Below are 24,367 nucleotides of genomic sequence, written 5' to 3' on the forward strand. Positions count from 1 at the left end.
GCGAGTGCGTTCACCCGGGCAGCGTAAGCCTTGGCCCGACGACGACGCCGTGGGTGCCCGGCGGGCGGACCGTCGCCCGCTACCGTGCCTGCATGACGACGTACGACTACCTGGCCTCCCTGTTCTCCCTGTCGGGCCGCACCGCCGTGGTGACCGGCGGCAGCTCCGGCATCGGCCGCGCCATCGCCGAGGCCCTCGCGCAGGCCGGGGCGCACACCGTGCTCGTGGCCCGCGGCGCCGACCGGCTGGAGTCGGTCGCCTCCGGCCTGCGGGAGCAGGGCTGTGACGTCTCGACGGTGGTCGCCGACCTCTCCACCCGCGCAGGCATCCACGCGGCCGCCGACGGTGTCGTCGCCGCGGCGGGGGAGCCGGACATCCTCGTCAACAGCGCCGGCATCAACCTGCGGCCGCACCTGGGCGACGTCGACGAGGCCACCTGGGACCTCACCCTCACCGTGAACCTGGAGGCCCCCTTCCTGCTGGGTCAGCGGTTCGCCCCCGGCATGGCCGCGCGGGGGTTCGGGCGGCTCATCCACATCTCCTCGCAGCAGGCGCACCGGTCGTTCGTCGACAGCGGCGTGTACGGCGTCTCCAAGGGCGGCCTCGAGTCGCTGGCCCGGTCGCAGTCCGAGGCGTGGTCGGCGCGCGGCGTCACCGCCAACACCCTCGTGCCGGGTTTCGTGCTCACCCCGCTGAACCAGCGCCTCCAGGACGACACCGAGCGTGTCGCCGCCCTGGCCGCGCGCACCACGGTGGGCCGCAACGGTCTGCCCGAGGACTTCGCCGGGGCCGCCGTGTTCCTGGCGAGCGCCTCCTCGGCGTACGTCACGGGGCACTCGCTGTTCGTGGACGGCGGCTTCTCGGTGCACTGACCGGCCACGAGCTGGGCTGCGCCCCTGAGATCGGTCGGTTGCCCGGTGGCGCGCTGTGAGTTCGGTCGGTTGCCCAGTCGCGCACCGTGAGTTCGGTCGGTTGCCCAGTCGCGCACCGTGAGTTCGGTCGGTTGCCCAGTCGCGCGCCGTCAGGTCGGTCGGTTGCCCCGAGATCGGTCCATCGGGGGACCGATCTCGAGGCAACCGACCGAACTGCGACGGAGGGATGCCGCGAGCGACCGAAGCGTGGGCACGCCCCGTGGGCAGCGCCGGCGGCGCAGTAGGCTCCCGGCGTGAACGTCGACTTCCCCGGCCTGGGAACTCTCGTCAACGTCGGGACCATCGTCGTCGGCTCGCTGCTCGGCATGGCCGTGGGGCACCGGCTGCCCCAGCGCACCCACGCCGTCGTCACGGACATCCTCGGTCTCGTGACGCTCCTGGTGGCAGCGCTGTCAGCGATGTCCGTCACCGACGCCGCGTTCGTCGCGGCCACCGGCTCCGGCGCGCCCGTGCTCATCGTGCTCGGGTCGCTGCTGATCGGCGGCATCCTCGGCTCGCTGCTGCGTATCGAGGACCGCCTCGAAGGGCTCGCCGGCACCATCCAGGCGTGGTTCGCCCGCCGCGGCCGGGCGGCGCCCGGAGTGAAGGACCCGGCGCAGGACGTCCCGGACGCCGACGACGCGTCCGCCCGCGAGCGGTTCATCGAGGGCTGGCTCACCGCATCGCTGCTGTTCTGCGTGGGCCCGCTCGCGATCCTCGGCTCGCTGTCGGACGGGCTCGGCCGCGGCATCGACCAGCTCCTGCTCAAGTCCGTGCTCGACGGGTTCGCGGCGCTCGCGTTCGCGTCGTCGTTCGGCGTGGGGGTGCTGCTGTCGGCGGTGTCGGTCGCCGTTGTCCAGGGCCTGGTGACGCTGGCCGGCGTGGTGCTCGGGTCCGTGCTGCCGGACGCGCACATCGCCGCGCTGACGGCCGCGGGCGGCCTGATGCTGGTGGGGATCGCGCTGCGGCTGCTGCGCATCAAGCAGATCCCCGTGGGCGACCTGCTGCCCGCGCTCGTCGTAGCACCCCTGCTGACGCAGCTCGTGATCGTGCTGCGCTGACCCCACCCCCGGGCCGGGAACGCATCGGGTGAGGTCCCGAAATCCCGTGGCCGCCGCGGGGCCGTGAGCCTAGCGTGGACGGCATGAGCACCCTCCGCGCCGTCCCCGAGCCCGCGCCCGCCGCCGCACCCATCGCGGTGCGGGCCGCCGCGCCCGCCGCGCCGCCCGTCCCGACGGCGGGCGGCCTGACCTGGCGCGCCTGGACGCGCGACGACGTCCCGGCCCTCGCCGCGCTCATGCGCACCGTCGAGGAGGCGGACGGCCGCGACTGGTTCATGTCTCCGGAGGAGGTGGCCGAGCTGCTCGCCGCCCCGCACGGCGACCCCGCCACCGACACGCTCGTCGGCCTGGACGCCGACGGCGCACTGGTCGCGCACGCCTACGTCGAGCGGTCCGCCACGGACGGCGTCGACACGCTGCGCGCCGAGCTCGGCGGCGGCGTGCACCCCGGGCGGCGTGGTGAGGGCATCGGGACCGAGCTGCTCGCGTGGGCGGTCGGCCGCGCGCGGCAGGTGCTCGCGGCGTCGGGCACGGACGACCGGCTGGCGGCCCTGCCCGGGCGCATCGCCCTGCACCTCGAGGACTCCGACCCGGCCGAGCGTGTCGAGCTGGCGCGCGCGGCGGGGTTCACGCCCATCCGCTTCTACGCCAACCTCGTGCGCGACCTCGCCGAGCCGATCCCGGCGATCGGCGTGGAGCCGCCGCTGCGGATCGTGCCGTGGTCCGACGCGCTGGAGGACGCCGTCCGCCTGGCCCGCAACGACGCGTTCCGCGACCACTGGGGCAGCCAGCCGCGCACCCCGGAGTCGTGGCGCGCGTACCGCAGCATGTTCGCCCCGCAGTGGTCGTTCGTCGTGGTCGACGACTCGGTGGACTACCCCGGGTCGGCGACCGAGCTCCCGGGCGACGAGTCGGTCCCGCCGGGCACGCCCTACGTCGTCGGCCTGCACCGGGCCGAGCGCTACGAGCACGACTGGGAGACCCAGGGCTACACCGCCGGCTACACGGGCCTGCTGGGTGTACGCCGCGCCTACCGCGGCCGCCGCGTCGCGGCCGCCCTGCTCACGCACGCCATGCGCGTGTACGCCGCCGACGGCATGCAGAAGGCCGAGCTCGACGTCGACACCGCCAACCCCACCGGCGCGACCGGGCTCTACGCCCGGCTGGGCTACACCAAGAACGACGGCTCGACGCTGTACACGATCGAGCTCTGACCCACCGGTCCGCACGAGGGAGCACCATGACCGCCGAGACCCACCTCGCCCCCATCGCGGAGCGCGCCGCCGCGCCCGCGACCCTGGTCCTGCCCACGGCGGGCGGCCTGTCCTGGCGGCCCGCCGCCCGCGACGACGTGCCCGCCTGGCTGCTGCTGCGCCACCACATCTCCCGCGCCGACGGCGAGCCGTTCCTCGCGACCCTGGAGGAGCTGGAGGAGCTGTTCGACGCCGACTGGCGCGACATGTCCGCCGACTCGCTGCTCGGCTTCTCCACGTCCCCGGCCGACGACGGCGCGCTCGTCGCCTGGGCGCACGTCGACGCCCCGCCCGGCGACGTCTCCCAGGTGCGGGCCTTCACCTGGGGCGGCGTGCACCCCGACCGGCGCGGCGAGGGCATCGGCCGCGAGCTGCTCGCCTGGGCGATCGGGCGGGCGCGGCAGAAGCTCGCGGCCTCGGGCAAGGACGTGCCCGGCCGGATCGCCGTCTTCGCCGAGGACAACGCGCCCGCGGCCACCCTGCGCCTCTACGAGCGCGCCGGCCTGACACCGCGGCGCTACTACACCGACCTCGCCCGCCCGCTGACCGGCCCCGACGCCGCACCCGTGCCCGAGGTCGAGCTGTCCGGCCCGCTGCGCCTGGTGCCCTGGTCGCCCGACCTCGACGAGGCCACCCGCCTCGCGCACAACGACGCGTTCCGCGACCACTGGGGCAGCCAGCCCCAGGCCCCGCAGCAGTGGGCGCAGCGCGCGGGCTTCGCCCCCGAGTGGTCGTTCGTCGTGGTCGACGACGCGCCCGACGTCGACACGCTGCTCGCCTCGCCCGACACCGACGACGACACCGCGGCCGCGCTGCGCGCCGGCGAGCCGTTCGTCGTGGGCTACCAGCTCGCCGGCCGGTACCCCGACGACTTCGCGGTGCGCGGGTACTCGTTCGGGTACACCGACGTGCTCGGCGCGCGGCGCGCCTACCGGGGCCGCAAGATCGCGCTGGCGGCGCTCGCCGCGGGCATGCGGGCGTTCGCGGCCGACGGCATGCAGTACGCGGCGCTCGACGTCGACACCGCCAACCCGAGCGGCGCCCACGGCCTGTACGCGAGCCTGGGCTACGTGCGCCAGAGCAGCTCGCGGATGCTCTCCATCGAGCTGTAGCCGGTCCGCTCCGCACCCGGCCCGGGGTCAGCGCGCCAGGCGCTGGCGCCGGGCCTCGTACAGCACCACCGTCGCGGCGTTGGCCGCGTTGAGCGAGCTGGCCGAGCCGGTCATCGGGATGCTCAGGGTCACGTCGGCGGCGTCCAGCCACGCCCGGGTCAGGCCCGCGGTCTCGCTGCCGACCAGCAGCAGCACCGGCTGCGTGAGGTCGAACGCGGACACCTCCGCGTCCCCGTGCTCGTCCGTCGCGGCGACCACGACGGGCACGCCCGCGGCCCGGCGCCGCTCGACCCAGGCCATGACCTCGGCCGTGGACGGCGCCCGCACCACCGGCGTCGCGAAGAACGACCCGGTCGTGGCGCGCACCGCCTTGGGGTCGTAGGCGTCGGCCGCGTGCCCCGTGGTGATCACGCCGTGCGCGCCGAACGCGTCCGCGGACCGCACCACCGCGCCGATGTTGCCGGGCTGGGAGGGCCGGTCGAACACGACGCCCAGGAAGTCGGGGCCGGTCTCGATGCGGTCCAGGTCGTCCGGCCGCATCGCCACCACGGCGAGCAGCTCCGCCTCGTCCTTCTCGGCGAGCTCGGCCAGCAGGTCGGGGGCCATCCGCACGTGCTCCACGTCCGGGTGCGCCGCGAGCAGGTCCCGGGCCCACTGCGAGAGCCGGCGCTCGCCGTCGTACAGCAGGGCGCGGACCTCCCAGCCGTGCTCCACCGCCATGGTGACCGGCCGCACGCCCTGCACCAGGAACTCGCCGGCGCGGTGCCGCTTGTTGCGGTTGGTGAGCAGGGTCTGGAGCTGCTGGAAGCGGGCGTTGCGCTGGGAGATCCGGGTGGCCACGGACCCATCCAACCATCCGGGCCCGCCGGGCCGCCGCGCGCCGCCCGGCCGCCCCGCCCTGCCCGCGCTCAGCGGCGCAGCAGGCGTTGCATCGCCGTGCGGGCCGGTTCCGAGGCGAACAGCCCGGCCGAGGCGGCGACGACGTCGTCCACGTGCGCGTCGAAGCGGTCGAGCAGGTCGGTGTTGAGCAGGGCCTTGGTGGCCGCCAGCCCCTGCGGGTGCGCCGCGGCGAGGTCGGCGAGCACGGCGTCGACCGCGTCGTCGAGCGTCTCCGGGGGCACCGCGTCCGTGACCAGGCCGTGCGCGGCCGCCTCGGCGGCGGTGAACGGCGCCCCGGTGAGGAAGGTGCGCGACGCCGCGCGGGGTGTCATCCGGGGCAGCACCGCGAGCGAGATGACCGCGGGCGCGAGCGCGAGCCGGGCCTCGGTGAACGCGTAGCCGATGGTGTCGGCGCTGATCGCGACGTCGCACGCCGCCACGAGGCCGATGCCGCCGGCCCGCACCGGCCCGTGCACGCGCGCGACGACGGGCAGAGGTGTGGCGAGGATCGCGCGCAGCACCTCGGCCAGGCGCCGGGCGGACGACTCCATGCCGACGTCGAGCGCCTCGGTGAGGTCGGCCCCCGAGCAGAACGCCGGGCCGGCGGCGGCGAGCAGCACGGCGTGCACGTCGTCGTGCGCCGCGCGGTCCAGGGCGGCCTCGAGCTGGTCGAGCAGGGCACCGGAGAGCGCGTTGCGCCGGGGGCCGTCGAGCGTGAGGCGCGCGTAGGGCGTCGGCTCGCCGTCGGGCGGGGTGACCGTGGCGACCTCGTAGGCGACGAGGGTCTGGGTGGGCATGGGAAGAATTCCTCCGGTCGGGCGTAGGTCGCGCGTGGGTATGGCGCCGTGGGGTTAATGGTGGTTAACCTCTGTGGCATGCGCAACATGCATCCACCAGAGAACCCGGAGCACACCAAGCTCCGGGACGCGGTCCGAGACTTCGCCGACCGCGAGATCGCGCCCCACATCGCCTCCTGGGACCGGCAGAGCCGCCTGCCCGTGGACGTGGTGCACCAGATGGGGGAGCTGGGCCTGTTCGGCCTGACCGCCCCGGAGGAATTCGGCGGGTCCGACCTCGGGCTCACCGGGCTCAGCATCGCCGTCGAGGAGATCGGCCGCGTGGACCAGTCCGTCGGCATCACGCTCGCCGCCGGCGTGGGTCTCGGCGTCGGCACGCTCCTGGCCTACGGCACGCAGGAGCAGAAGGAGACCTGGCTGCCGGACCTCGTGGCGGGCCGCGCGCTCGGCGCGTTCGGCCTCACCGAACCCGGCGCTGGCAGCGACGCCAACGCCATGGCCACCACGGCGGAGCTCGTCGACGGCCAGTGGGTCGTCAACGGCGCCAAGCAGTTCATCACCAACTCGGGCACGCCGATCACCAGCGTCTGCACGGTCGCGGCGCGCACCGGTACCGCGGCGGACGGCAGCCCGGAGCTCAGTGCCATCATCGTGCCGACCGACACGCCGGGGTACGTCGTCGAACCCCTGCACGACAAGATGAGCTGGCGCGCGTGCGACACCCACCCGCTGCGCTTCGAGGACGTGCGCGTGCCCGAGGCGAACCTGCTGGGCGTGCGCGGCAACGGGTTCAAGCAGCTCATGACCTGCCTGAACACCGGGCGCGTGGCCGTGGCGGCGCTCGCGACGGGCTGCATCCAGGCGATGCTCGAGCTCACCGTGGAGCACGCGGGCGTGCGCCCCACGTTCGGCGGGCCGATCGGCCGCAAGCAGGGTGTCGCGTTCCAGATCGCCGACCTCGAGGTCATGCTGCAGGCGAGCCGGGCGCTCACCTACCGGGCGGCCATGCTCAAGGACACCGGCGCCCCGCTGGACGAGTTCCGGCGCGCGTCGTCGGTGGCCAAGCTCTACGCGACCGAGTCCGCCGTGACGGCCACGCGCATCGCGGCGCAGGTCTTCGGCGGCTACGGCGTCATGGAGGACGGCCCGATCGCGCGCTTCTACCGGGACGCGAAGGTCCTGGAGATCGGCGAGGGCACCTCGGAGCTGCAGCGCATGCTCATCGCGAGAGGCCTGGGCCTCCCGGTGGAGTAGCCCCTCGCCGAGTGCGGGATCTTCGCCCCCCTGGGGCCCGAAAAAGGGCGAAGATCCCGCACTCAGCGAGCTGGAGCGGACAGGGCCTGGTTCGCCATCGTCGTCAGCAGGGCGTGCATCGTCGCGCGGTTGATACGGGCGCTGTGCGGCGTCGAGTTCAGCAGGCCGAAGGCGGCCTGGACCGCCGCGCGGGCCTCCGTGGCGCCGAGGTCCGGGCGCAGGGGGCGCAGCGCGTCGGTCCAGACGTCGATGTAGGCGAGCTGGTGCTTGCGCACCTGGGCGCGCGCCTCGGTGCCGAGCGCGTCCCACTCGCGCTCCTGGACGACGATGAGCGCGGGGTTGTCGAGCGCGAAGTCGGCGTGGCGCGCCACGAGGGCGTGCAGCGCGGCCTGCGGCGACGCCGCTCCCGACAGCAGCTCGCGGGCGCCCGCGAGGAGCTGGTCCGAGGCGTGCAGGAGGCACTGCCCGAGGATGTCCTCCTTGCTCGCGAAGTGCTTGTAGAGCGCCGGGCCGGAGATGCCGACGGCCGCACCGATGTCGCCCATGGACACGCCGTGGAAGCCGCGTGCCGCGAACAGGTCGGCGGCCGTGTCCAGGATCTGCTGCCTGCGCGGGGTCACGTGGAGCAGTCTAGGGAGGTCGGCCGGAGGGTGGCCGGTCGTGTCCACCACCCGGCGTCCGCCGCGGTGGGTCGACGCAAGGGGTCGACGCAACGGGTTAACGAGCGTTAACCGGGAGGGATATGCTGCCGCACATGGCCACCGACACGGGTGTGGGAACGGATCAGCGGGCCGACCTGCGCGGCCTGACCGCGCAGCTCCGCGAGCGCACGGCACGGGTGCGGGAGGGCGGCTCGGCCGCCGCCCGGGAGAAGCACACGGCGCGCGGCAAGCTGCTCGCACGCGACCGCGTGGACCGGCTGCTGGACCCCGGTTCACCCTTCCTGGAGATCGGCGCGCTGGCCGCGTACGACATGTACGGGGACGAGTGGGCCGTGCCCAGCGCGGGCATCGTCACGGGGATCGGCCGCATCGCGGGCCGCGAGTGCGTGGTGGTCGCCAACGACGCCACGGTCAAGGGCGGCACGTACTACCCGATGACGGTCAAGAAGCACCTGCGCGCCCAGCAGGTCGCCGCCGAGAACCACCTGCCGTGCGTGTACCTCGTGGACTCCGGCGGCGCCTACCTGCCCATGCAGGACGAGGTGTTCCCCGACCGCGAGCACTTCGGCCGCATCTTCTACAACCAGGCGAACCTGTCGGCGCGCGGCATCCCGCAGGTCGCGGCCGTCATGGGCTCGTGCACGGCGGGTGGCGCGTACGTGCCGGCCATGAGCGACGAGGCCGTCATCGTGCGCGACCAGGGCACCATCTTCCTCGGCGGCCCGCCCCTGGTGCAGGCCGCCACGGGCGAGGTGGTCACGGCGGAGGAGCTGGGCGGCGGCGTCGTGCACACGACCACCTCGGGCGTCGCGGACCACCTGGCCGACGACGACGCGCACGCCCTGCGCATCGTGCGCGAGATCATCGCGACCACCCCCGCGCCGACGCCGGTGCTGGACCGGGTGGCGCCCGAGGAGCCCGAGCTGGACCCCGACGGGCTCTACGACGTGCCTGCCGACACCCGCACGCCCTACGACGTGCGGGACGTGATCGGCCGCATCGTCGACGGGTCGAGGTTCACCGAGTTCAAGGCCCGGTACGGCGAGACGCTCGTGTGCGGGTTCGCGCGCATCGACGGCTACCAGGTGGGCATCGTGGCGAACAACGGCATCCTGTTCTCCGAGTCGGCGCTCAAGGGCGCCCACTTCGTGCAGCTCTGCGACCAGCGCCGCATCCCGCTGGTGTTCCTGCAGAACATCGCCGGGTTCATGGTGGGCAAGGAGTACGAGCACCGCGGCATCGCCAAGGACGGCGCCAAGCTCGTGACCGCCGTGGCCTGCACCTCGGTGCCCCGGTTCACCGTGGTGCTGGGCGGCTCGTTCGGCGCCGGCAACTACGGCATGAGCGGCCGTGCCTACGACCCGCGGTTCCTGTGGATGTGGCCGAACGCGCGCATCTCCGTCATGGGCGGGGAGCAGGCCGCCTCGGTGCTGGCCACGGTGCGCAAGGACCTCGCACCCGAGGACGTCGAGGCGTTCAAGGCACCGATCCGTGCCCAGTACGAGGCGCAGGGCAACCCGTACTACGCCACCGCCCGGCTCTGGGACGACGGCGTGATCGACCCCGCCGACACCCGCCGCGTGCTCGCGCTCAGCCTGGCCGCGACCGCCGCCGCCCCGATCGCCGCGCCGTCCTACGGCATCTTCCGGATGTGAGGCACCCGTGATCCGAACCCTCCTGGTCGCCAACCGCGGCGAGATCGCCCTGCGGATCGTCCGCACCGCCCGCCGCCTCGGCCTGCGCACCGTCGCCGTCTACTCCGACGCCGACGCCGGCGCGCCGCACACCCGGGCCGCCGACGTCGCCGTCCGGCTCGGCCCGACGCCGCCCGCCGAGTCCTACCTGTCCGTGCCCGCCCTGCTGGCCGCCGCCAAGGAGTCCGGCGCCGATGCCGTGCACCCCGGCTACGGGTTCTTGTCCGAGCAGGCCGACTTCGCGCGCGCCGTCGTCGGCGCCGGGCTCACGTGGGTGGGCCCGCCGCCCGCGGCGATGGACGCGATGGCGCGCAAGGACGCGGCCCGCGAGGTCGCCGAGCGCGCGGGCGTCCCGATGCTGGACTCGATCGGTGTCGTCCGCGACGGCTGGTTCGCCCGGCCCGGGGACGCGCCCTACCCGCTGCTGGTCAAGGCCGCGGCGGGCGGCGGCGGCAAGGGCATGCGCGTGGTGCGCACCGAGGACGAGCTCGCCCCCGCCGTCGCCGCCGCCCAGCGCGAGGCGGCCGCGGCGTTCGGGGACGGCACCGTGCTGCTCGAACGTTTCGTCGAGCGCGGCAGGCACATCGAGGTGCAGGTGCTCGCCGACGAGCACGGCACCGTGCTGCACCTGCACGAGCGCGACTGCTCCGCCCAGCGCCGCCACCAGAAGGTGCTCGAGGAGGCCCCCGCGCCCGACCTCGACCCCACGCTGCGCGGCTGGCTCCACACCTGGGCCGTGAACCTGGCCCGCGAGGTCGGGTACACGGGGGTCGGCACCGTCGAGTTCCTCGTCGAGGACGCCGCGGCGCCGCGGGCCGACGAAGCCCGCCGTGACGTCGGCGCCTGGTTCCTCGAGATGAACACCCGCCTGCAGGTGGAGCACCCCGTCACCGAGGAGGTCGTCACCGTGCGCGGCGAGCGCCTCGACCTCGTCGAGCAGCAGCTGCGCGTCGCGGCCGGCCTGGAGCTCGGCTTCACGCAGGACGACGTCGCCGTCGTCGGCCACGCGATCGAGGCCCGTCTCTACGCCGAGGACGCCTTCGGCGGGTTCCTGCCCCAGGCCGGCACCGCCGGCCGCGTGCGCTGGCCCGAGCACGCCCGCGTCGAGGCGGGCCTCGAGGACGGCACCGTCGTCCCCGCCGCCTACGACCCCATGGTCGGCAAGATCATCACGCGCGGCCCCGACCGCGAGACCGCCCGGCACGCCCTGGTCGACGCCCTCGACGCGACCGTGGTCGCCGGGCTCGTCACCAACACCGGGTTCGTGCGGGCGCTCGCGGACTCCGCCGCGTTCCGCGACGGCGAGGTGCACACCGCCTGGCTCGACACGCATCCTCTGACCCCGCCGGACCCCGGCACGGCGCTCGCGGCCGCGGCGTGGGGCGTGGCCGCCGCGGCGGCCCGCGCGGGGGGCGACGGCTGGCGGCCGGCCGGCCCGCCCGCCGACACCTGGGTCGAGCTCGACGAGGAGGTGCTCCGCGTCAGCCTCGCCCGCGGCGAGGTGCGGCGCGACGGCGAGCCTCCGGTCCGGGTCCGGGCGGCCGGGCCGCTCCCCGGCGGCGCGGGCCGCCTCGTCGGCGGATGCCTGCTGGAGGTCGACGGCACCACGGCGTGGTTCGACCTCGACGTGCGGCAGTGGTCCGTGGACGTCACCACGCGCGGGCACACCGTCCGCTTCGTGCGCCCGGGCGCGGCGCGCCCCGCGCGCGCCGACCTGTCCGACGGCGTCGTGGCCGCTGCGATGCCCGGCTCGCTCACCCGCGTCGAGGTGCACGACGGCGACCACGTCACCGCCGGGCAGCCGCTCGGCGTGCTGGAGGCGATGAAGATGGAGCTGGCGCTGGCGGCGCCCTCCGACGGCGTGGTGCGCGTGCGCGCGGCGGCGGGGGACCAGGTGGCGGCGCGGCAGGTGCTCTTCGAGGTGGAGGCGTCCGATGACTGAACCGACCGGTGCGCAGAGGGGTCCGCAGGTGGTGCGCGAGCCGGGACTGCCGGACCGCGTCACGGTCTACGAGGTGGGCCCGCGCGACGGGCTGCAGAACGAGGACGCCGTGGTCCCGGCCGCGGTCAAGGTCGGCCTGGTCGAGCGCCTGCTCGACGCCGGGCTGCCGTACGTCGAGGCCACGAGCCTGGTGCACCCGCGCTGGGTGCCGCAGCTCGCCGACGCCGCCGAGGTGCTGGGGGCGCTCGTGGACCGGCTCGGCGACCGCGCCCGCGACCTGCCCGTGCTGGTGCCGAACGAGCGCGGCCTGGACCGTGCCGAGGAGCTGGGGCTGCGTCACGTCGCCGTGTTCGCCAGCGCCACGGAGACGTTCGCGCGGCGCAACCTGAACCGGTCGCTGGACGAGCAGTACGCGATGTTCGAGCCGGTCGTCGCGCGGGCCCGCGCCGCGGGGATGCGCGTGCGCGCGTACGTGTCCATGTGCTTCGGCGACCCGTGGGAGGGGCACGTGCCCGTCGAGCAGGTCGTCGCGGCCGGCCGGCGGCTCATGGACCTGGGCGCCGACCAGCTCTCGCTCGGGGACACGATCGGCGTCGGCACGCCGGGCCACGTCATCGCACTCCTGGACGCGCTCAACGCGGCGGGCCTGCCCGACGACGTGCTCGCGCTGCACGCCCACGACACCTACGGGCAGGCCCTGGCGAACGTGTCGGCCGCGCTGCGGCACGGGGTCACCACGTTCGACACGTCGGCGGGCGGGCTCGGCGGCTGCCCGTACGCGGAGTCGGCCACTGGCAACCTCGCCACGGAAGACCTGGTGTGGATGCTCGACGGGCTCGGCATCGACACCGGGGTGTCGCTGCCGGCCGTGGTGGCCACCAGCGCGTGGCTGGAGCCGCACCTGGACCACGAGCTGACCAGCCGCACGTACCGGGCGCTGCGCTGATTCCGCTGTGAGCAGCAGCTGAGCAGCACCGATGTGACGTGCGCGACGCCGGGGTTCGCGCCCGGGCGAACGAGCGTAGGGTCACAGCTGTGACTCTGAAGATCGGTTACAAGGCGTCCGCCGAGCAGTTCGGGCCGCGCGAGCTGGTTGAGCTCGCAGTACGCGCCGAGGAGGTGGGACTGGACAGCGCGATGGTCTCCGACCACTTCCTGCCGTGGCGGCACGAGGGAGGTCACGCGCCGTCGGCCCTCGCCTGGCTCGCCGCGGCGGGTGAACGCACCTCGCGCATCCAGCTCGGCACGAGCGTGCTGACCCCCACCTTCCGGTACAACCCCGCGGTGATCGCGCAGCAGTTCGCCACCCTGGCGCTGCTCACCGAGAACCGGGTCATCCTCGGCGTCGGCACGGGCGAGGCGCTCAACGAGACCGCCGTCTCCGGCCGCGAGTGGCCCGAGTTCAAGGAGCGCTTCGCGCGCCTGCGCGAGGCCGTGCAGCTCATGCGGGCCCTGTGGACCGAGGACACCGTGGACTTCAAGGGCGACTACTACGAGCTGGTCGGCGCCAACATCTACGACCGGCCCGAGAACCCGGTGCCCGTCTACGTCGCGGCCGGCGGGCCGCTCGTGGCGAAGTACGCGGGGCGCGCGGGCGACGGCTTCATCTGCACCTCCGGCAAGGGCATGGACCTGTACACGGAGAAGCTGCTGCCCGCCGTCGCCGAGGGCGCCGAGAAGGCGGAGCGCGACGCCGCCGGCATCGACAAGATGATCGAGATCAAGATCTCCTACGACCGCGACGCCGACGCCGCGCTGGAGAACACGCGCTTCTGGGCGCCGCTGTCGCTCACGCCCGAGCAGAAGCACAGCGTCCACTCCGCCACCGAGATGGAGCGCCTGGCCGACGAGCTGCCGATCGAGCAGGTCGCCAAGCGCTGGATCGTCGCGTCCGACCCCGAGGAGGCCGTCGCGATGATCAAGCCCTACGTCGACGCCGGGCTGAACCACCTCGTGGTGCACGGGCCGGGGCACGACCAGGAGCGGTTCCTCACCCAGTTCAGCGAGGACGTGCTGCCGCGCCTCAAGGAGCTGTGAGCCTCAGGGCGTGACCAGCCCCGTCTCGTAGGCGAGGATCACCAGCGCGGCCCGGTCCCGCGCGCCGAGCTTGGCCAGCAGCCGGCTCACGTAGGTGCGCGCGGTGGCCGGGCTGAGGTACAGCTCGCGGGCGATCTCGTCGTTCGTGAGCCCCCGGCCCAGCTCCCGCAGCACCTCGCGCTCGCGGTCGGTGAGCACCGCGAGGCGGCCGTCGGCGCCGGTCCGCGGCGCCGGACCCGCGGCGACGGCGCGCAGCACGGTCGCGGTCACCGCCGGGTCGAGCAGCGCGTCGCCCGCGGCCACCACCCGCAGGGCGCGCCGCAGCTCGGCGGGCGCCACGTCCTTGAGCAGGTAGCCCGCGGCACCCGAGCGGACGGCCTCGACCACGTGCTCGTCCTCGTCGAACGTGGTCAGCACCAGCACGCGGGTGCCCGCCAGGGCGTCGTCCGCCACGATCTCCCGCGTCGCGGCCAGGCCGTCCAGGACGGGCATGCGGATGTCCATGAGCACCACGTCGGGCCGCAGCTCGCGCACCCGGGCCACGCCCGCCCGGCCGTCCGCGGCCTCGCCGACGACGGCGATGTCGCCGTCGCTCTCGGCCAGCGCCCGCAGCCCGGCACGCACGAGCTCCTGGTCGTCCACCAGCACGACGCGGATCACGGTGCTCCCCCCTCCAGCCGGGCGGGCAGGTCGGCCCGCACCGCGAAGCCGCCGCCCGGCTCGTCCGTCGTGGTCAGGACGCCGCCGAGCAGCGCGGCCCGCTCGCGCATCCCCGCGATCCCCGAACCCGGCACCAGGGCGCCGGCGCCCCTGCCGTCGTCGGCCACCCGGAGCGCGAGGCGGCCGTCCGTCACGCGGGCCGCCACCGTGACGCGGGTCGCGGACGCGTGCCGCAGCACGTTGGTCAGCGCCTCCTGCACGATGCGGTAGGCGGCCGCGTCGATGGTGCCGTCGAGCGCGCCGTCGGGCACGTCGAGACGCACGTCCACGGCCAGGCCCGCGGCGCGGGCGGGCTCCGCGAGGGCGGCGACCCCCGCCAGACCCGTGGGGTGGGTCCCGTCCGGTGGTCGCACGGCGCCGCCGGTGCCGTCGGGGGCCGCGCCGCCCACCGGGCCGCGCAGCACCCGCACCGTCGAGCGCAGCTCGTGCAGCGTGCCCGACGTCGCCTCCCGCACGTGCTCCAGCGCGCCCCGCGCCGCGTCGTCGTCCCGGCCCACGGCCTCGGCCGCCACCCCCGAGTGCAGGGCGATCACCGACAGGTTGTGGCCCACCACGTCGTGCAGGTCGCGGGCGATGCGCAGCCGCTCGGCCTGCAGCCGCTGCTCGGCGGCCCGCGCCTCGTGCACGCGGGCCTCCCGGGACAGCCGCACCGCGACCCCCAGCGCGATCGCCGCCGCGACCAGAGCGATGTTCGTGACCAGGTCGTACGGCGTCAGGTACTCCTCGGCATCGGTACCCGTGACCCGGTAGTAGGTCGCCACCGCCACCAGCACCACGCCGCCCCCGACCGCCCAGCCGGTGCGCCGCACCTCCGCCGCCGAGTACAGCGCCGCGACGGCGGGCAGCGCCATGCCGATGGGCGCGAACCGGAACGTGTAGTAGACGAACACCGTCAGCACCGTGACCACCACCATCGTGCGCGGCAGCCGGCGACGCAGCAGCACCAGCGCCCCGAACCCCGCCGCGAACAGGTACGCGCCCGGGCCCGCGTGGCGGGCCGCGTCGGCATCGGCCGCGATGACCACCGCGACCACGAGCGCCATCGCGATCGCCAGGACGACGTCGGTCACGCGCGGGTCCACCCCGCTCGTCGGTCGGGCGTCCGGTGGGGCGGTCTGCTCGGGCACACCGACACCCTACGGACACCGCGACCCCGAGGCATCAGCCCGCGGGAGTCAGGGTGGTGTCGCCCCGGAGCGACACCAGGAGATGATCCAGGGCCGATGTGGCCGGCGGGTGCCGGGCGGCACCGTCGAGGCATGACAGCACAGCACCCTCCCGCCCGTCCGGCGCCCGCCCCGATCCCGTGGGGCGTCGTCGGCGGCCTCGCCGCACTCTCCCTGCTCTGGCCGCTCACCGGGCTCACCGGCCTGTTCGGCACCGGCGCACCCCGCGCCTTCCTGATCATCGGCGTCACCGCAGCCGTGTGGATCGGCGTGGTCGGCCTCGGCCGCGTGCCCCGCCCCGTGCTCACCCTGACGCTCACCGGCGTGGCCTACGGCCTGGTCGCGGCCCTGATCGCCGCCGTCGTGCCCGCCCTCAGCGGCTTCGGCGGACCGGGAGCCGCCGGAGCGCCCGCCTGGACCCTGGTCCCGGCCCTGGTCGTCGACGGCCTGTGGGGCGCCCTCGCGGGCGTCGTCGCCGCCGGCGTGCAGCGGCTGGGCGGCCGGCGATGAGCGGCGTGCCGCGTCCGCCGCGCGGCCTGCCCGTCCGGGTCGCCGCGGGACTGGCGGTGCTGGCGCTCGCGGGCTGCGCCCTGGTCCCCGGCTCGGTGAGCCCCGTCGACGAGGTCGAGTTCACGCACGAGCTGCCGGTGCCACCGCTCGCACCCTCCCGGGTCGTGGACGGCACGCGGGTCTTCTCGCTCACCGCGCAGGAGGGCACCTCCGAGCTCGTCCCAGGCGTGCAGACCCCGACGTGGGGCTTCGACGGCCCCTACCTCGGCCCCACCCTGCGGGCCGAGCGCGGCGAGCGCGTGGCCGTCGAGGTGACCAACGACCTGCCCGAGCCCACCAGCGTGCACTGGCACGGCATGCACCTGCCCGCCGCGATGGACGGCGGCCCGCACCAGGAGGTCGAGCCGGGCGGCACCTGGCGCCCCACGTGGCGCATCGACCAGCCCGCCGCCACCCTCTGGTACCACCCCCACCCGCACGGCCAGACCGAGAAGCACGTCTACCGCGGCCTCGCGGGCCTCTTCCTCCTGGACGACGACGCCTCGGTCGCGGCCGACCTGCCGCATGACTACGGCGTCGACGACGTACCCGTGATCGTGCAGGACAAGGTGCTGGACGACGACGGCACGCTCGAGCTCGACGACAGCGGCGCGGAACCCGGCACGCTCGGCGACGTCGTGCTCACCAACGGCGCCACGGGCGCCTACCACGACGTGACCAGCGAGCGCGTCCGGCTGCGGCTGCTCAACGGGTCGACGGCACGCACCTACCAGCTCGGCTTCCCGGACCGCCGTATGGACCTCGTGGCCACCGACGGCGGGCTGCTGGAGGCGCCGGTCGAGGTCGACGACGTGCGGCTCGCCCCGGGGGAGCGCGCCGAGGTCGTGGTACGCCTGGAGCCCGGCGAGACCACGCGGCTGCACTCGTTCGAGGCCGAGCTGGGCGGCGTCGTCGTGCCGTTCGCGATGGGCGGCAACGACGCGTTCGACGTGCTCGAGCTGCGGGCCGCTGACCGGCTGACGCCCTCGCCCGAGCCGGCCTGGACGCCGTCGGCCCACGCCGCCGCCGACGCCCTCCACGCGGACGACGCCACCGTGACCCGGACGTTCCAGCTCGACGACCGCCAGATCAACGGGCGGCGCATGGACATGGGCCGCATCGACGAGACCGCCACCGTCGGCACCACCGAGGTGTGGGAGGTGCGCAGCACCGTCCCGATGCCGCACAGCTTCCACGTGCACGACGTCCAGTTCCGCATCCTGTCGGTCGACGGCGACCCGCCGCCCCCGGCGCTGGCGGGACCCAAGGACACCGTCTACCTGGAGCCGAACCGCACCTACCGGCTGCTGATGCGGTTCGAGGACTACACCGACCCCGACGTGCCCTACATGTTCCACTGCCACATGCTGTGGCACGAGGACCAGGGGATGATGGGCCAGTTCGTGGTGGTGGAGCCGGGTCAGGAGGCGGGCACGGACGTGGACGGGCACGCGGGGCACCACTGAAGGTGTGGCACGCTCGACGCGTGACCCTCACTCTCCCCACCCGCACCACGCACGTCCTGCTCGACCTCGACGGCACCCTCACCGACTCCGCGCCCGGCATCGTCGCGTCCCTGCGCACCGGCTTCGCCGACGCGGGGTTCGCCGTCCCCGCCGACGACGTGCTGCGCACCTTCGTGGGTCCGCCGCTGGGGGCGAGCATGGCGGGCGTCGGCCTCACGGGCGCCGACGCCGCGGCCGCGATCGCCGCCTACCGCCGGGACTTCGAGGCGCGCGGCATGTTCGACAACTCGGTGTTCCCCGGCATCCCCGAGGCGCTCACCGAGCTGCGGCAGGCCGGGCTGACCCTCCTGGTCGCGACCGCGAAGCCGGAGCACTACGCCCGGCAGATCGTCGAGCACTTCGGCCTGGACACGTACCTGACCGGCGGGCTCGACGGCGTGTACGGCGCCAACCCCGAGGCCTTCACCGAGGTGGAGGGCAAGGAGGTGGTGGTCGAGCGCGCGCTGGCCGGCGCCGTCGCGCTCGGCGCGGACGCCACGCAGGTGGTCATGGTGGGCGACCGCGAGCACGACGTGCACGCCGCCGCCCACCACGGCGTTCCGACCGTCGGCGTGGCGTGGGGCTACGGCGGGCCGGGAGAGCTGGAGGCGGCCGGCGCCGCCGCGATCGCCCGGACCCCGGGTGAGCTGCGCAAGCTGCTCACGAGCTGAGGCCCCCGTCGTTCAGCACGGTCTCGAACACCGCGCGGGGGCGCTCGTCCAGCACCACGAAGCGCACCTCGCGCGGGCTGCCGTCCGGGTGCCCGGCGAGCCACGCCCGGCACGCGGCGACCGCGATCCGGGCGACGTCGGGCATGGGCCAGCCGTAGGCTCCGGCGCTGACCGCGGGGAAGGCGATGGTCCGTACGTCGAGCAGGGCGGCCACGTCGAGCGACCGCGTGAAGCACGAGCCCAGCAGCGCCGGGTCGTCCTGCCCGCGGTGCAGGTTCGGCCCCACCGTGTGGATCACCCACGAGGCGGGCAGGTCGAACGCCGGCGTCGCCACGGCGTCGCCGACCGCGAGCCCGTCCGGGTGGGTCGTCTTCCGCAGCCGGCGGCAGGCCTCCAGCAGGCGTGGCCCGGCGGCGGCGTGCAGCGCGCCGTCGACCCCGCCGCCGCCCAGCAGCGTCGAGTTGGCGGCGTTGACGACGGCGTCGGCGGCGATGCGGGTCAAATCGCCGACCTCGACGGTCAGGGTGCCGCTCATGCGACCGACCCCTGGTCCTGCGGACCCGCGCCCGAGCCCGGGCGCTCCATCCACCGGTACCCGTCGTCGACCGGCCGCCAGCCGTACCGCTCGTAGAGGCCGTGCGCGTCCGCGGTCGCCAGGAGCGTGCGACGCAGGCCGAGCGGCTCGACGTCGGCCACGACGCCCTCCACGAGGAGCTTGCCGACGCCCTGACCGCGCACGGCCGGGTCGACGATCACGTCCGCGAGCCAGGCGAAGGTCGCGCCGTCGGTCACGATGCGCGCGAAGCCCACCTGCTCGCCCGTGGCGCGCCGGTAGACGCCGTAGGGCCGGGAACCGGCGATGGCGGCGTCCATCACGTGCCGCGGGCGCCCCTCGGCCCAGTAGGTGTGCCGGGAGATGAGCGCGTGCACGCGGGCGGCGTCGATGCGGGCAGGGTCGGCGGAGAACTCGAACGGCGGCTCGTCGGTCATGGGGGGAGTCAACCACCGGACACTGACACGCACCGCCGGAGCAAAGCACTCAGGCGAGAGGGTCACGGGGCGTACCGGCGGCAGAACTCGCGGAGCGGGCCCTCGGGCACCACGTCCAGGAGCTCCCGGTAGCGGCCGGCGGCCTCCTCGGTGCGGCCGGTGCGGCGGGCGAGGTCGGCCAGGGCGAGGCTCGCGTCGCGCGCGGCGTACGGCGGGCCGTCGGCCACCAGGCCCTCCAGGTCGCGCTCGATCCGGTCGAGGTCCGGTGCGCGATCGCCGGTCAGCGCCAGCCGGCCCAGCACCACCAGCCGCGCCACCCGCACGGCCGGCGAGGGCCAGACCGCCAGCAGCGCGTCGTAGAGCTGGGCGAGGCGCTGCCAGTCGGTCAGCTCGGCCGAGCCCGCAGAGGCGTGCACGCCGGAGATCGCGGCCTCCAGCGTGAACCGGCCCGGCCGCCCGGGGGTGCGGGCGACCGCGGCGGAGGCGTCGTCCAGGCCGGCCGCCAGCAGGCGCCGGTCCCACGCGGTGCGGTCCACCTCGTCCAGGGGCAGCGCCACACCGTCCCGTACTCGGCCCGGACGCCGTGCGAGGCCGAGGCGGCACACCGCCCGCAGGCCGAGCACCTCCGGGTCTGCCGGGTAGCGGGCGACCAGCGCCTCCGCGAGCGTCAGCGCATCGCGCGCCGGGTCCTGGGTGGCGTCGGCGGGCTGGAGCTCGTCGCGCTGGCCCACGGTGAACAGACCGGCCACGCACGCGAGCACGATCGGGAGGCGGGCGTCCCGGGCCGCGCCGTCGGGCACCGCGAACTCGCCGCGGGCGCGGGCGAGCGTGGCCTTGGCACGCGTGAGGCGGGCCGCCGCGGTCGCCTCAGGGATGCCAAGGTGCGCCGCGATCTGCCGGACCGTGAGTCCGCAGACCACGCGCATCGCGAGGACGAGCTGGGCGCCCGGCGCGATCGCGTCGTCGCACGCGACGAAGAGCAGGGCGAGCCGGTCGTCGAGGTCCTCGCCGGGTTCCGGCGACACGTCCACGGGAGCCACCTCCGGCCGGGCGAGCTGGGGCTGGATGCGGGCGAGCACCGCCTGATGACGCAGGGCGTCGAGCCAGGACCGGCGGCCCACCTGGACGCACCAGCCCACCAGGTCGGTGATCGCGCCGTCCGGCTGGGCCGCGGCGCGCGCGAACGCCTCGGCGGCGAACTCCTCGCCGTGGTCGAGGCTGCGCGTGGTCACCGCGAGCGACCGCACCACCTGGGGCCAGGCGGTGCGGAACGCCGCGGGATCGATCGGCACACCGGGTTCCGGAGGGCCGGGTCAGGAGCCGAAGCGCATGACCTTGCGCCACTCGACCACGTTCGTGCTCGGGACCATCGCGGCGATCCTGCGCGCCGTGGCCTCGTCGCACTCGACCTCGTAGAAGCCCGTGATCACCTCGTTGGTGTCCGTGAACGGCGCGTCCGTGTACACGGGCTCCGCGCCGTCCCGGCCCGGGACCACCCAGCCGCCGTACCGCGCGTTCTGCAGGGCGTCGCTGCCGGTGATCTTGACGCCGAGCTCGGCCACGGCCTCGGCGAACCGCTGGTGCGCCGCCATGTCCTCGTCGAAGTCGTCGCGCGCGCCGTCCTTCAGGTTCTCCGGGAGGTACCGGTCCGAGTCCCAGTCGTTCTCACGGATCAGGAAGATCCAGGTGTCGGTCATGTCGAGCTCCTCTTTCGCTGGATGGTGACACGTCTTGGACGTGCGAGCGACGCCGGATTCGACACCTCGACGAGACCGGTCAGCCGATCACCGCGACCGGCACCGCGATCGGCGTGCCGGAGCCGTCCCGGCGCTCGTCCACCTCGGGCAGGTCGACGGGCTGTCCGCCGGCCCCGAGCGCCCGCGGGGGAGTGGGGCCCACCCAGGCCATGATGAGCCCGTCCTCGCCCTTGAGCAGCCGCTGCGACCGCACACCGCCGGTCGCCCGGCCCTTGCCCGGGTACAGCGCGAACGGCGTCACCTTGCCCGCGCCGGGCTCGATACCGGGCAGGGCGTCACCGGCGCCGGCGATGGTCACCACGGACGCCTCGGTGCCGGCCGGGACCGCGCCGAAGAAGACGACCTGCTTGCCCTCGGCCAGCTTGATGCCCGCCATGCCGCCCGCGGCGCGGCCCTGGGGCCGCACGGATGAGGCGGGGAAGTGCAGCAGCGAGGAGTCGTCGGCCACGAAGACCAGCTCGTCGTCATCGGCGACCACGGCGGCGCCCACCACGGTGTCGCCGTCCTTGAGCGCGATCACCGGCCACTCGTCGCCCTTGGCCGGGGCGTCGGACGGTGCCACACGCTTGACGACGCCCTGTGCCGTGCCGAGGGCGACGGTCGGGGCGTCGGCGCCGAGCCCGGTCACGGTGCGCACCGTCTCGCCGCGCTCCAGCTCGACCAGCTCGCTGACCGGGATGCCGCCCGAGAGCGACGGCGCGCCGTCGGTGGGCGGCAGCGCGGGCAGGTCGAGCACGGAGACACGCAGCATGCGCCCCGCCGACGTCACGAGGCCCACGTGACCGCGGGTGGTCGCGGCGGCGTCGCCCCGCAGGGCGTCGTGCGCCGCGCGGTTGCCGTCCCGCGGCACCGGGGAGTCGTCGGGGAGCCGGGCCAGCAGCCCGGTCGCGGACAGCACCACGCGGGTGGGCAGGTCCTTGATCTGGAGGTCCAGCGGGTCGGCCGGCGCGCGGCGTCCGCCGGTCTGGGGCGCGGCCACCGACCCGACGGAACCGCCCGCGGCGTCGAGCAGGACGGTGCGGCGCGGCGTGCCGTAGGTCTTGGCCACCTCGCCCATCTCGGTGCTGACCAGGCGGCGCAGCAGCTTCTCGTCGCCCAGGATCTGCTCCAGCTCCGCGATCTCGCGGCGCAGCTCCTCGGCCTCCTTCTCCAGCTCGATGCGGGAGAACTTGGTCAGGCGGCGCAGCTGCAGGTCGAGGATGTAGGAGGCCTGCGGCTCGGACAGGTCGAAGATCTCGCGCAGGCGGTCGCGGGCGATCGCGGCGTCGTCGGACGAGCGGATCACCTGGATCACCTCGTCGATGTCGACGATCGCGACCAGCAGGCCGTCCACGAGGTGCAGCCGCTCCAGGCGCTTGTCCAGGCGGTGCTGCGAGCGGCGCCGGACCACCGAGATGCGGTGGTCCACCCACACGCGCAGCATCTCGACGAGGCCGAGCGTGCGCGGCTGGCCGTCGACCAGGGCCACGTTGTTGATGCCGAAGGAGTCCTCCAGCGGCGTCACCCGGTAGAGCTGCTCCAGCACGGCGTCCGGGTCGAACCCGGTCTTGACCTCGATGACCAGGCGCAGGCCGTGGGTGCGGTCCGTGAGGTCCTGCACGTTGTTGACGCCCTGGATGCGCTTGGCCTTGACGCCGTCGGCGATCTTCTCGATCACCTTCTCCGGGCCCACGAGGTAGGGCAGCTCGGTGACGACGATGCCCTTGCGGCGCGGCGTCACGTTCTCGACCCGGGCCGTGGCGCGGGTGCGGAACGTGCCGCGGCCCGTGCGGTACGCGTCGCGCACGCCGTCGAGCCCCACGATCTTGCCGCCCGTGGGCAGGTCCGGACCCGGCACGAACCGCTGCAGGTCCTCCAGCGTGGCGTCCGGGTTCTTGATGAGGTGCTGCGCCGCCGAGACGACCTCGACCAAGTTGTGCGGCGCCATGTTGGTGGCCATGCCGACCGCGATGCCGGACGCGCCGTTGACCAGCAGGTTCGGGATCGCCGACGGCAGCACCTCGGGCTGGGTGAGCTTGTTGTCGTAGTTCGGGACGAAGTCGACGACGTTCTCGTCCAGGCCCGTGGTCATCGCCATCGACGGCGCGGCCAGGCGGGCCTCGGTGTACCGGGGGGCGGCGGGGCCGTCGTCGAGCGAGCCGAAGTTGCCGTGGCCGTCCACGAGGGGCAGGCGCAGCGAGAAGTCCTGCGCGAGCCGCACCAGCGCGTCGTAGATGGGGGCGTCACCGTGCGGGTGGAGCTTTCCCATCACCTCGCCGACGACGCGCGACGACTTCACGTGCGCGCGGTCGGGGCGCAGGCCCATGTCCGACATCATGTAGAGGATGCGGCGCTGCACGGGCTTGAGGCCGTCGCGCGCGTCGGGGAGGGCCCGCGAGTAGATGACGGAGTAGGCGTACTCGAGGAACGAGGTCTCCATCTCCGAGGCGACGTCGATGTCCACGACCTTCTCGTGGATCTCGCTCTCGTCGAGCGGCTGCGACGGCTTGCGCGCCATGGTTCGTGGGGCTCCTGGACTCTGGGGCTGACGGGACAGGCAAACGGTACCCCGCGCCACCGACGCTGCTGACGCTCCCACACCCACCACCAGCGAGATCTGGTGTCCTGCCACCCGCCGAGATCTGGCGTCCCGGCTGCGAGATCTGGTGGCTGCGTCGAGATCTGGCAGTGCGCCACCAGATCTCGGCGCGGACACCAGATCTCGGTGGGGAACCACCAGATCTCGGCGGGGTAGCCACCACCAGTCAGCAGCCGGCAGCCACCAGATCTCGGCGCGGTGGCCGCCAGATCTTCGGGCGGGTGACAGGCGGTGACCGGGGTGTGGATTCACCCTCACCAGATCTCGACGTGTTCGACAGGTCGCGTGGGTGCAGGCAGGGTCCCTCACCTGGCAGGATTGGGGCATGCCCGAATCGCCGCTGGTCAGCAGGTCAGCCACCGTGCCGGGCTGGTTGGCCCGGGTCGGACTCGCCTACGGCGTCGTGGGGCTGAGCGTGGTGCCCGTGCTCGTGGTCGGCGCCCTCGTCACGTGGTGGATGCAGTCGTGGACCTGCGCCGAGCAGGAGTGGGGCTGCCTGGAGCAGGGCATCACCATGTGGGCCGGTCTGGCGATCCTCGCCGCGGTGCTGCACATCGTCGTCGCGATGCGGGCCGGGCTGGGTGTCGTGCACGGCCTCGTGGTGGTCGCCGTCGCCGCCGTCGCGGCCAACGTCGCGCCCGCGCTGGGCGCCTGGCTCCTGCTCGCGGTGGGACCGGCGGTGGCCGCCATCCTGACCGCGTCCGGCCCGAGCCGGCGGCAGCGGCTGGTGCTGGTCGGCTTCGGCGTGATGCTGCTCGTGGGCACCGTGCTGGTGCGCTGAGCCGGGGGCCCGCCGCTCCGGTGCCCGGGCGTCGTCTCCCGGCCCGGT

The 24,367-nt window shown here is 74.6% G+C and carries 23 protein-coding genes; 13 read left to right on the forward strand and 10 right to left on the reverse strand.

What is annotated here, in order from left to right:
* Window positions 1-92 precede the first annotated feature (92 nt).
* From APR03_RS15300 to APR03_RS15315, 4 genes are all read left to right on the forward strand, one after another.
* The gene (locus APR03_RS15300) at window positions 93-872 is read left to right on the forward strand and encodes an SDR family NAD(P)-dependent oxidoreductase (RefSeq protein ID WP_253836968.1); all 780 of its coding nucleotides are present in this window, start codon (window positions 93-95) and stop codon (window positions 870-872) included.
* Window positions 873-1,165: 293 nt separating this feature from the next.
* Window positions 1,166-1,972 carry a DUF554 domain-containing protein gene (locus APR03_RS15305; protein WP_253836970.1) on the forward strand — a complete coding sequence of 269 codons (807 nt, stop codon included), beginning with the start codon at window positions 1,166-1,168 and terminating at the stop codon, window positions 1,970-1,972.
* An 83-nt stretch (window positions 1,973-2,055) separates the two neighbouring features.
* Complete coding sequence (locus tag APR03_RS15310) at window positions 2,056-3,186, forward strand: GNAT family N-acetyltransferase (protein WP_253836972.1); 1,131 nt, start codon at window positions 2,056-2,058, stop codon at window positions 3,184-3,186.
* A gap of 26 nt (window positions 3,187-3,212) precedes the next feature.
* On the forward strand, window positions 3,213-4,337 hold the full coding sequence (locus APR03_RS15315) for a GNAT family N-acetyltransferase (protein WP_253836974.1): 1,125 nt from the start codon (window positions 3,213-3,215) through the stop codon (window positions 4,335-4,337).
* 27 nt (window positions 4,338-4,364) lie between these two features.
* Here APR03_RS15315 and APR03_RS15320 read toward each other — a convergent pair whose 3' ends face one another.
* Complete coding sequence (locus APR03_RS15320; RefSeq protein ID WP_253836976.1) at window positions 4,365-5,177, reverse strand: TrmH family RNA methyltransferase; 813 nt, start codon at window positions 5,175-5,177, stop codon at window positions 4,365-4,367.
* A 68-nt stretch (window positions 5,178-5,245) separates the two neighbouring features.
* Complete coding sequence (locus APR03_RS15325) at window positions 5,246-6,013, reverse strand: enoyl-CoA hydratase-related protein (RefSeq protein WP_253836978.1); 768 nt, start codon at window positions 6,011-6,013, stop codon at window positions 5,246-5,248.
* Window positions 6,014-6,091: 78 nt separating this feature from the next.
* Here APR03_RS15325 and APR03_RS15330 point away from each other — a divergent pair, with 78 nt between their 5' ends.
* Complete coding sequence (locus tag APR03_RS15330; RefSeq protein WP_253836980.1) at window positions 6,092-7,267, forward strand: acyl-CoA dehydrogenase family protein; 1,176 nt, start codon at window positions 6,092-6,094, stop codon at window positions 7,265-7,267.
* Window positions 7,268-7,329: 62 nt separating this feature from the next.
* Here the strand turns inward: APR03_RS15330 and APR03_RS15335 are convergent, their stop codons facing one another.
* Entirely contained in the window at window positions 7,330-7,887 is a 558-nt protein-coding gene (locus APR03_RS15335; RefSeq protein WP_253836982.1) for a TetR/AcrR family transcriptional regulator, read from the reverse strand.
* A 134-nt stretch (window positions 7,888-8,021) separates the two neighbouring features.
* On the opposite strand from APR03_RS15335, the gene APR03_RS15340 reads away from it, so the two are divergent.
* The 4 genes from APR03_RS15340 to fgd all read left to right on the forward strand — a co-directional run bounded on the left by APR03_RS15340 (window position 8,022) and on the right by fgd (window position 13,602).
* Window positions 8,022-9,584 carry an acyl-CoA carboxylase subunit beta gene (locus APR03_RS15340; RefSeq protein WP_253836984.1) on the forward strand — a complete coding sequence of 521 codons (1,563 nt, stop codon included), beginning with the start codon at window positions 8,022-8,024 and terminating at the stop codon, window positions 9,582-9,584.
* 7 nt (window positions 9,585-9,591) lie between these two features.
* Complete coding sequence (locus APR03_RS15345) at window positions 9,592-11,565, forward strand: acetyl/propionyl/methylcrotonyl-CoA carboxylase subunit alpha (protein WP_253836986.1); 1,974 nt, start codon at window positions 9,592-9,594, stop codon at window positions 11,563-11,565.
* A complete protein-coding gene (locus tag APR03_RS15350; RefSeq protein WP_253836988.1) occupies window positions 11,558-12,511 on the forward strand; it encodes a hydroxymethylglutaryl-CoA lyase in 954 nt (317 codons plus the stop codon). The genes APR03_RS15345 and APR03_RS15350 overlap by 8 nt, the downstream gene beginning before the upstream one ends.
* An 89-nt stretch (window positions 12,512-12,600) precedes the next feature.
* Complete coding sequence (gene fgd, locus APR03_RS15355; RefSeq protein WP_253836990.1) at window positions 12,601-13,602, forward strand: glucose-6-phosphate dehydrogenase (coenzyme-F420); 1,002 nt, start codon at window positions 12,601-12,603, stop codon at window positions 13,600-13,602.
* A gap of 3 nt (window positions 13,603-13,605) precedes the next feature.
* On the opposite strand, the gene APR03_RS15360 is transcribed toward fgd, so the two are convergent.
* Both APR03_RS15360 and APR03_RS15365 read right to left on the reverse strand, forming a co-directional pair.
* Window positions 13,606-14,262, reverse strand: a complete 657-nt coding sequence (locus tag APR03_RS15360) for a response regulator (protein ID WP_253836991.1) — start codon at window positions 14,260-14,262, stop codon at window positions 13,606-13,608.
* The gene (locus tag APR03_RS15365) at window positions 14,259-15,449 is read right to left on the reverse strand and encodes a sensor histidine kinase (protein WP_253836992.1); all 1,191 of its coding nucleotides are present in this window, start codon (window positions 15,447-15,449) and stop codon (window positions 14,259-14,261) included. The genes APR03_RS15360 and APR03_RS15365 overlap by 4 nt, the downstream gene beginning before the upstream one ends.
* Before the next feature lie 132 nt (window positions 15,450-15,581).
* Between APR03_RS15365 and APR03_RS15370 the strand changes: the two genes are divergently transcribed.
* From APR03_RS15370 to APR03_RS15380, 3 genes are read left to right on the forward strand one after another with little or no spacing between them, the layout of a single operon-like run.
* A complete protein-coding gene (locus APR03_RS15370; protein ID WP_253836993.1) occupies window positions 15,582-15,998 on the forward strand; it encodes a hypothetical protein in 417 nt (138 codons plus the stop codon).
* Complete coding sequence (locus APR03_RS15375; protein WP_253836994.1) at window positions 15,995-17,503, forward strand: multicopper oxidase family protein; 1,509 nt, start codon at window positions 15,995-15,997, stop codon at window positions 17,501-17,503. Before APR03_RS15370 ends, APR03_RS15375 begins: the two co-directional genes overlap by 4 nt.
* Before the next feature lie 20 nt (window positions 17,504-17,523).
* On the forward strand, window positions 17,524-18,213 hold the full coding sequence (locus APR03_RS15380; RefSeq protein WP_253836995.1) for an HAD hydrolase-like protein: 690 nt from the start codon (window positions 17,524-17,526) through the stop codon (window positions 18,211-18,213).
* Here the strand turns inward: APR03_RS15380 and APR03_RS15385 are convergent.
* From APR03_RS15385 to APR03_RS15405, 5 genes are all read right to left on the reverse strand, one after another.
* Entirely contained in the window at window positions 18,203-18,748 is a 546-nt protein-coding gene (locus APR03_RS15385) for an O-acetyl-ADP-ribose deacetylase (RefSeq protein WP_253836997.1), read from the reverse strand. The two genes, APR03_RS15380 and APR03_RS15385, sit on opposite strands and share 11 nt — an antisense overlap.
* The gene (locus APR03_RS15390) at window positions 18,745-19,203 is read right to left on the reverse strand and encodes a GNAT family N-acetyltransferase (protein ID WP_253836999.1); all 459 of its coding nucleotides are present in this window, start codon (window positions 19,201-19,203) and stop codon (window positions 18,745-18,747) included. The genes APR03_RS15385 and APR03_RS15390 overlap by 4 nt, the downstream gene beginning before the upstream one ends.
* A 62-nt stretch (window positions 19,204-19,265) precedes the next feature.
* Entirely contained in the window at window positions 19,266-20,495 is a 1,230-nt protein-coding gene (locus APR03_RS15395; RefSeq protein WP_253837001.1) for a DUF6596 domain-containing protein, read from the reverse strand.
* A gap of 21 nt (window positions 20,496-20,516) precedes the next feature.
* A complete protein-coding gene (locus tag APR03_RS15400) occupies window positions 20,517-20,900 on the reverse strand; it encodes a YciI family protein (protein WP_253837003.1) in 384 nt (127 codons plus the stop codon).
* 79 nt (window positions 20,901-20,979) lie between these two features.
* A complete protein-coding gene (locus APR03_RS15405; protein ID WP_253837005.1) occupies window positions 20,980-23,457 on the reverse strand; it encodes a DNA gyrase/topoisomerase IV subunit A in 2,478 nt (825 codons plus the stop codon).
* A gap of 406 nt (window positions 23,458-23,863) precedes the next feature.
* Between APR03_RS15405 and APR03_RS15410 the strand changes: the two genes are divergently transcribed.
* Window positions 23,864-24,319 carry a hypothetical protein gene (locus APR03_RS15410; protein WP_253837007.1) on the forward strand — a complete coding sequence of 152 codons (456 nt, stop codon included), beginning with the start codon at window positions 23,864-23,866 and terminating at the stop codon, window positions 24,317-24,319.
* Window positions 24,320-24,367: the final 48 nt, after the last annotated feature.

It is taken from the genome of Promicromonospora thailandica (assembly GCF_024171955.1).
Lineage (GTDB): Bacteria > Actinomycetota > Actinomycetes > Actinomycetales > Cellulomonadaceae > Promicromonospora > Promicromonospora thailandica.

What these genes read in the sequence shown, in the direction of transcription:
- APR03_RS15350 (WP_253836988.1), top strand. Translation starts at nt 11,558, where the DNA reads ATGACTGAACCGACCGGTGCGCAGAGGGGTCCGCAGGTGGTGCGCGAG.
- APR03_RS15330 (WP_253836980.1), top strand. Translation starts at nt 6,092, where the DNA reads ATGCGCAACATGCATCCACCAGAGAACCCGGAGCACACCAAGCTCCGG.
- APR03_RS15300 (WP_253836968.1), top strand. Translation starts at nt 93, where the DNA reads ATGACGACGTACGACTACCTGGCCTCCCTGTTCTCCCTGTCGGGCCGC.
- APR03_RS15410 (WP_253837007.1), top strand. Translation starts at nt 23,864, where the DNA reads ATGCCCGAATCGCCGCTGGTCAGCAGGTCAGCCACCGTGCCGGGCTGG.
- APR03_RS15310 (WP_253836972.1), top strand. Translation starts at nt 2,056, where the DNA reads ATGAGCACCCTCCGCGCCGTCCCCGAGCCCGCGCCCGCCGCCGCACCC.
- APR03_RS15325 (WP_253836978.1), bottom strand. Translation starts at nt 6,013, where the DNA reads ATGCCCACCCAGACCCTCGTCGCCTACGAGGTCGCCACGGTCACCCCG.
- APR03_RS15400 (WP_253837003.1), bottom strand. Translation starts at nt 20,900, where the DNA reads ATGACCGACACCTGGATCTTCCTGATCCGTGAGAACGACTGGGACTCG.
- APR03_RS15375 (WP_253836994.1), top strand. Translation starts at nt 15,995, where the DNA reads ATGAGCGGCGTGCCGCGTCCGCCGCGCGGCCTGCCCGTCCGGGTCGCC.
- APR03_RS15390 (WP_253836999.1), bottom strand. Translation starts at nt 19,203, where the DNA reads ATGACCGACGAGCCGCCGTTCGAGTTCTCCGCCGACCCTGCCCGCATC.
- APR03_RS15315 (WP_253836974.1), top strand. Translation starts at nt 3,213, where the DNA reads ATGACCGCCGAGACCCACCTCGCCCCCATCGCGGAGCGCGCCGCCGCG.
- APR03_RS15340 (WP_253836984.1), top strand. Translation starts at nt 8,022, where the DNA reads ATGGCCACCGACACGGGTGTGGGAACGGATCAGCGGGCCGACCTGCGC.
- APR03_RS15405 (WP_253837005.1), bottom strand. Translation starts at nt 23,457, where the DNA reads ATGGCGCGCAAGCCGTCGCAGCCGCTCGACGAGAGCGAGATCCACGAG.
- APR03_RS15385 (WP_253836997.1), bottom strand. Translation starts at nt 18,748, where the DNA reads ATGAGCGGCACCCTGACCGTCGAGGTCGGCGATTTGACCCGCATCGCC.
- APR03_RS15370 (WP_253836993.1), top strand. Translation starts at nt 15,582, where the DNA reads ATGACAGCACAGCACCCTCCCGCCCGTCCGGCGCCCGCCCCGATCCCG.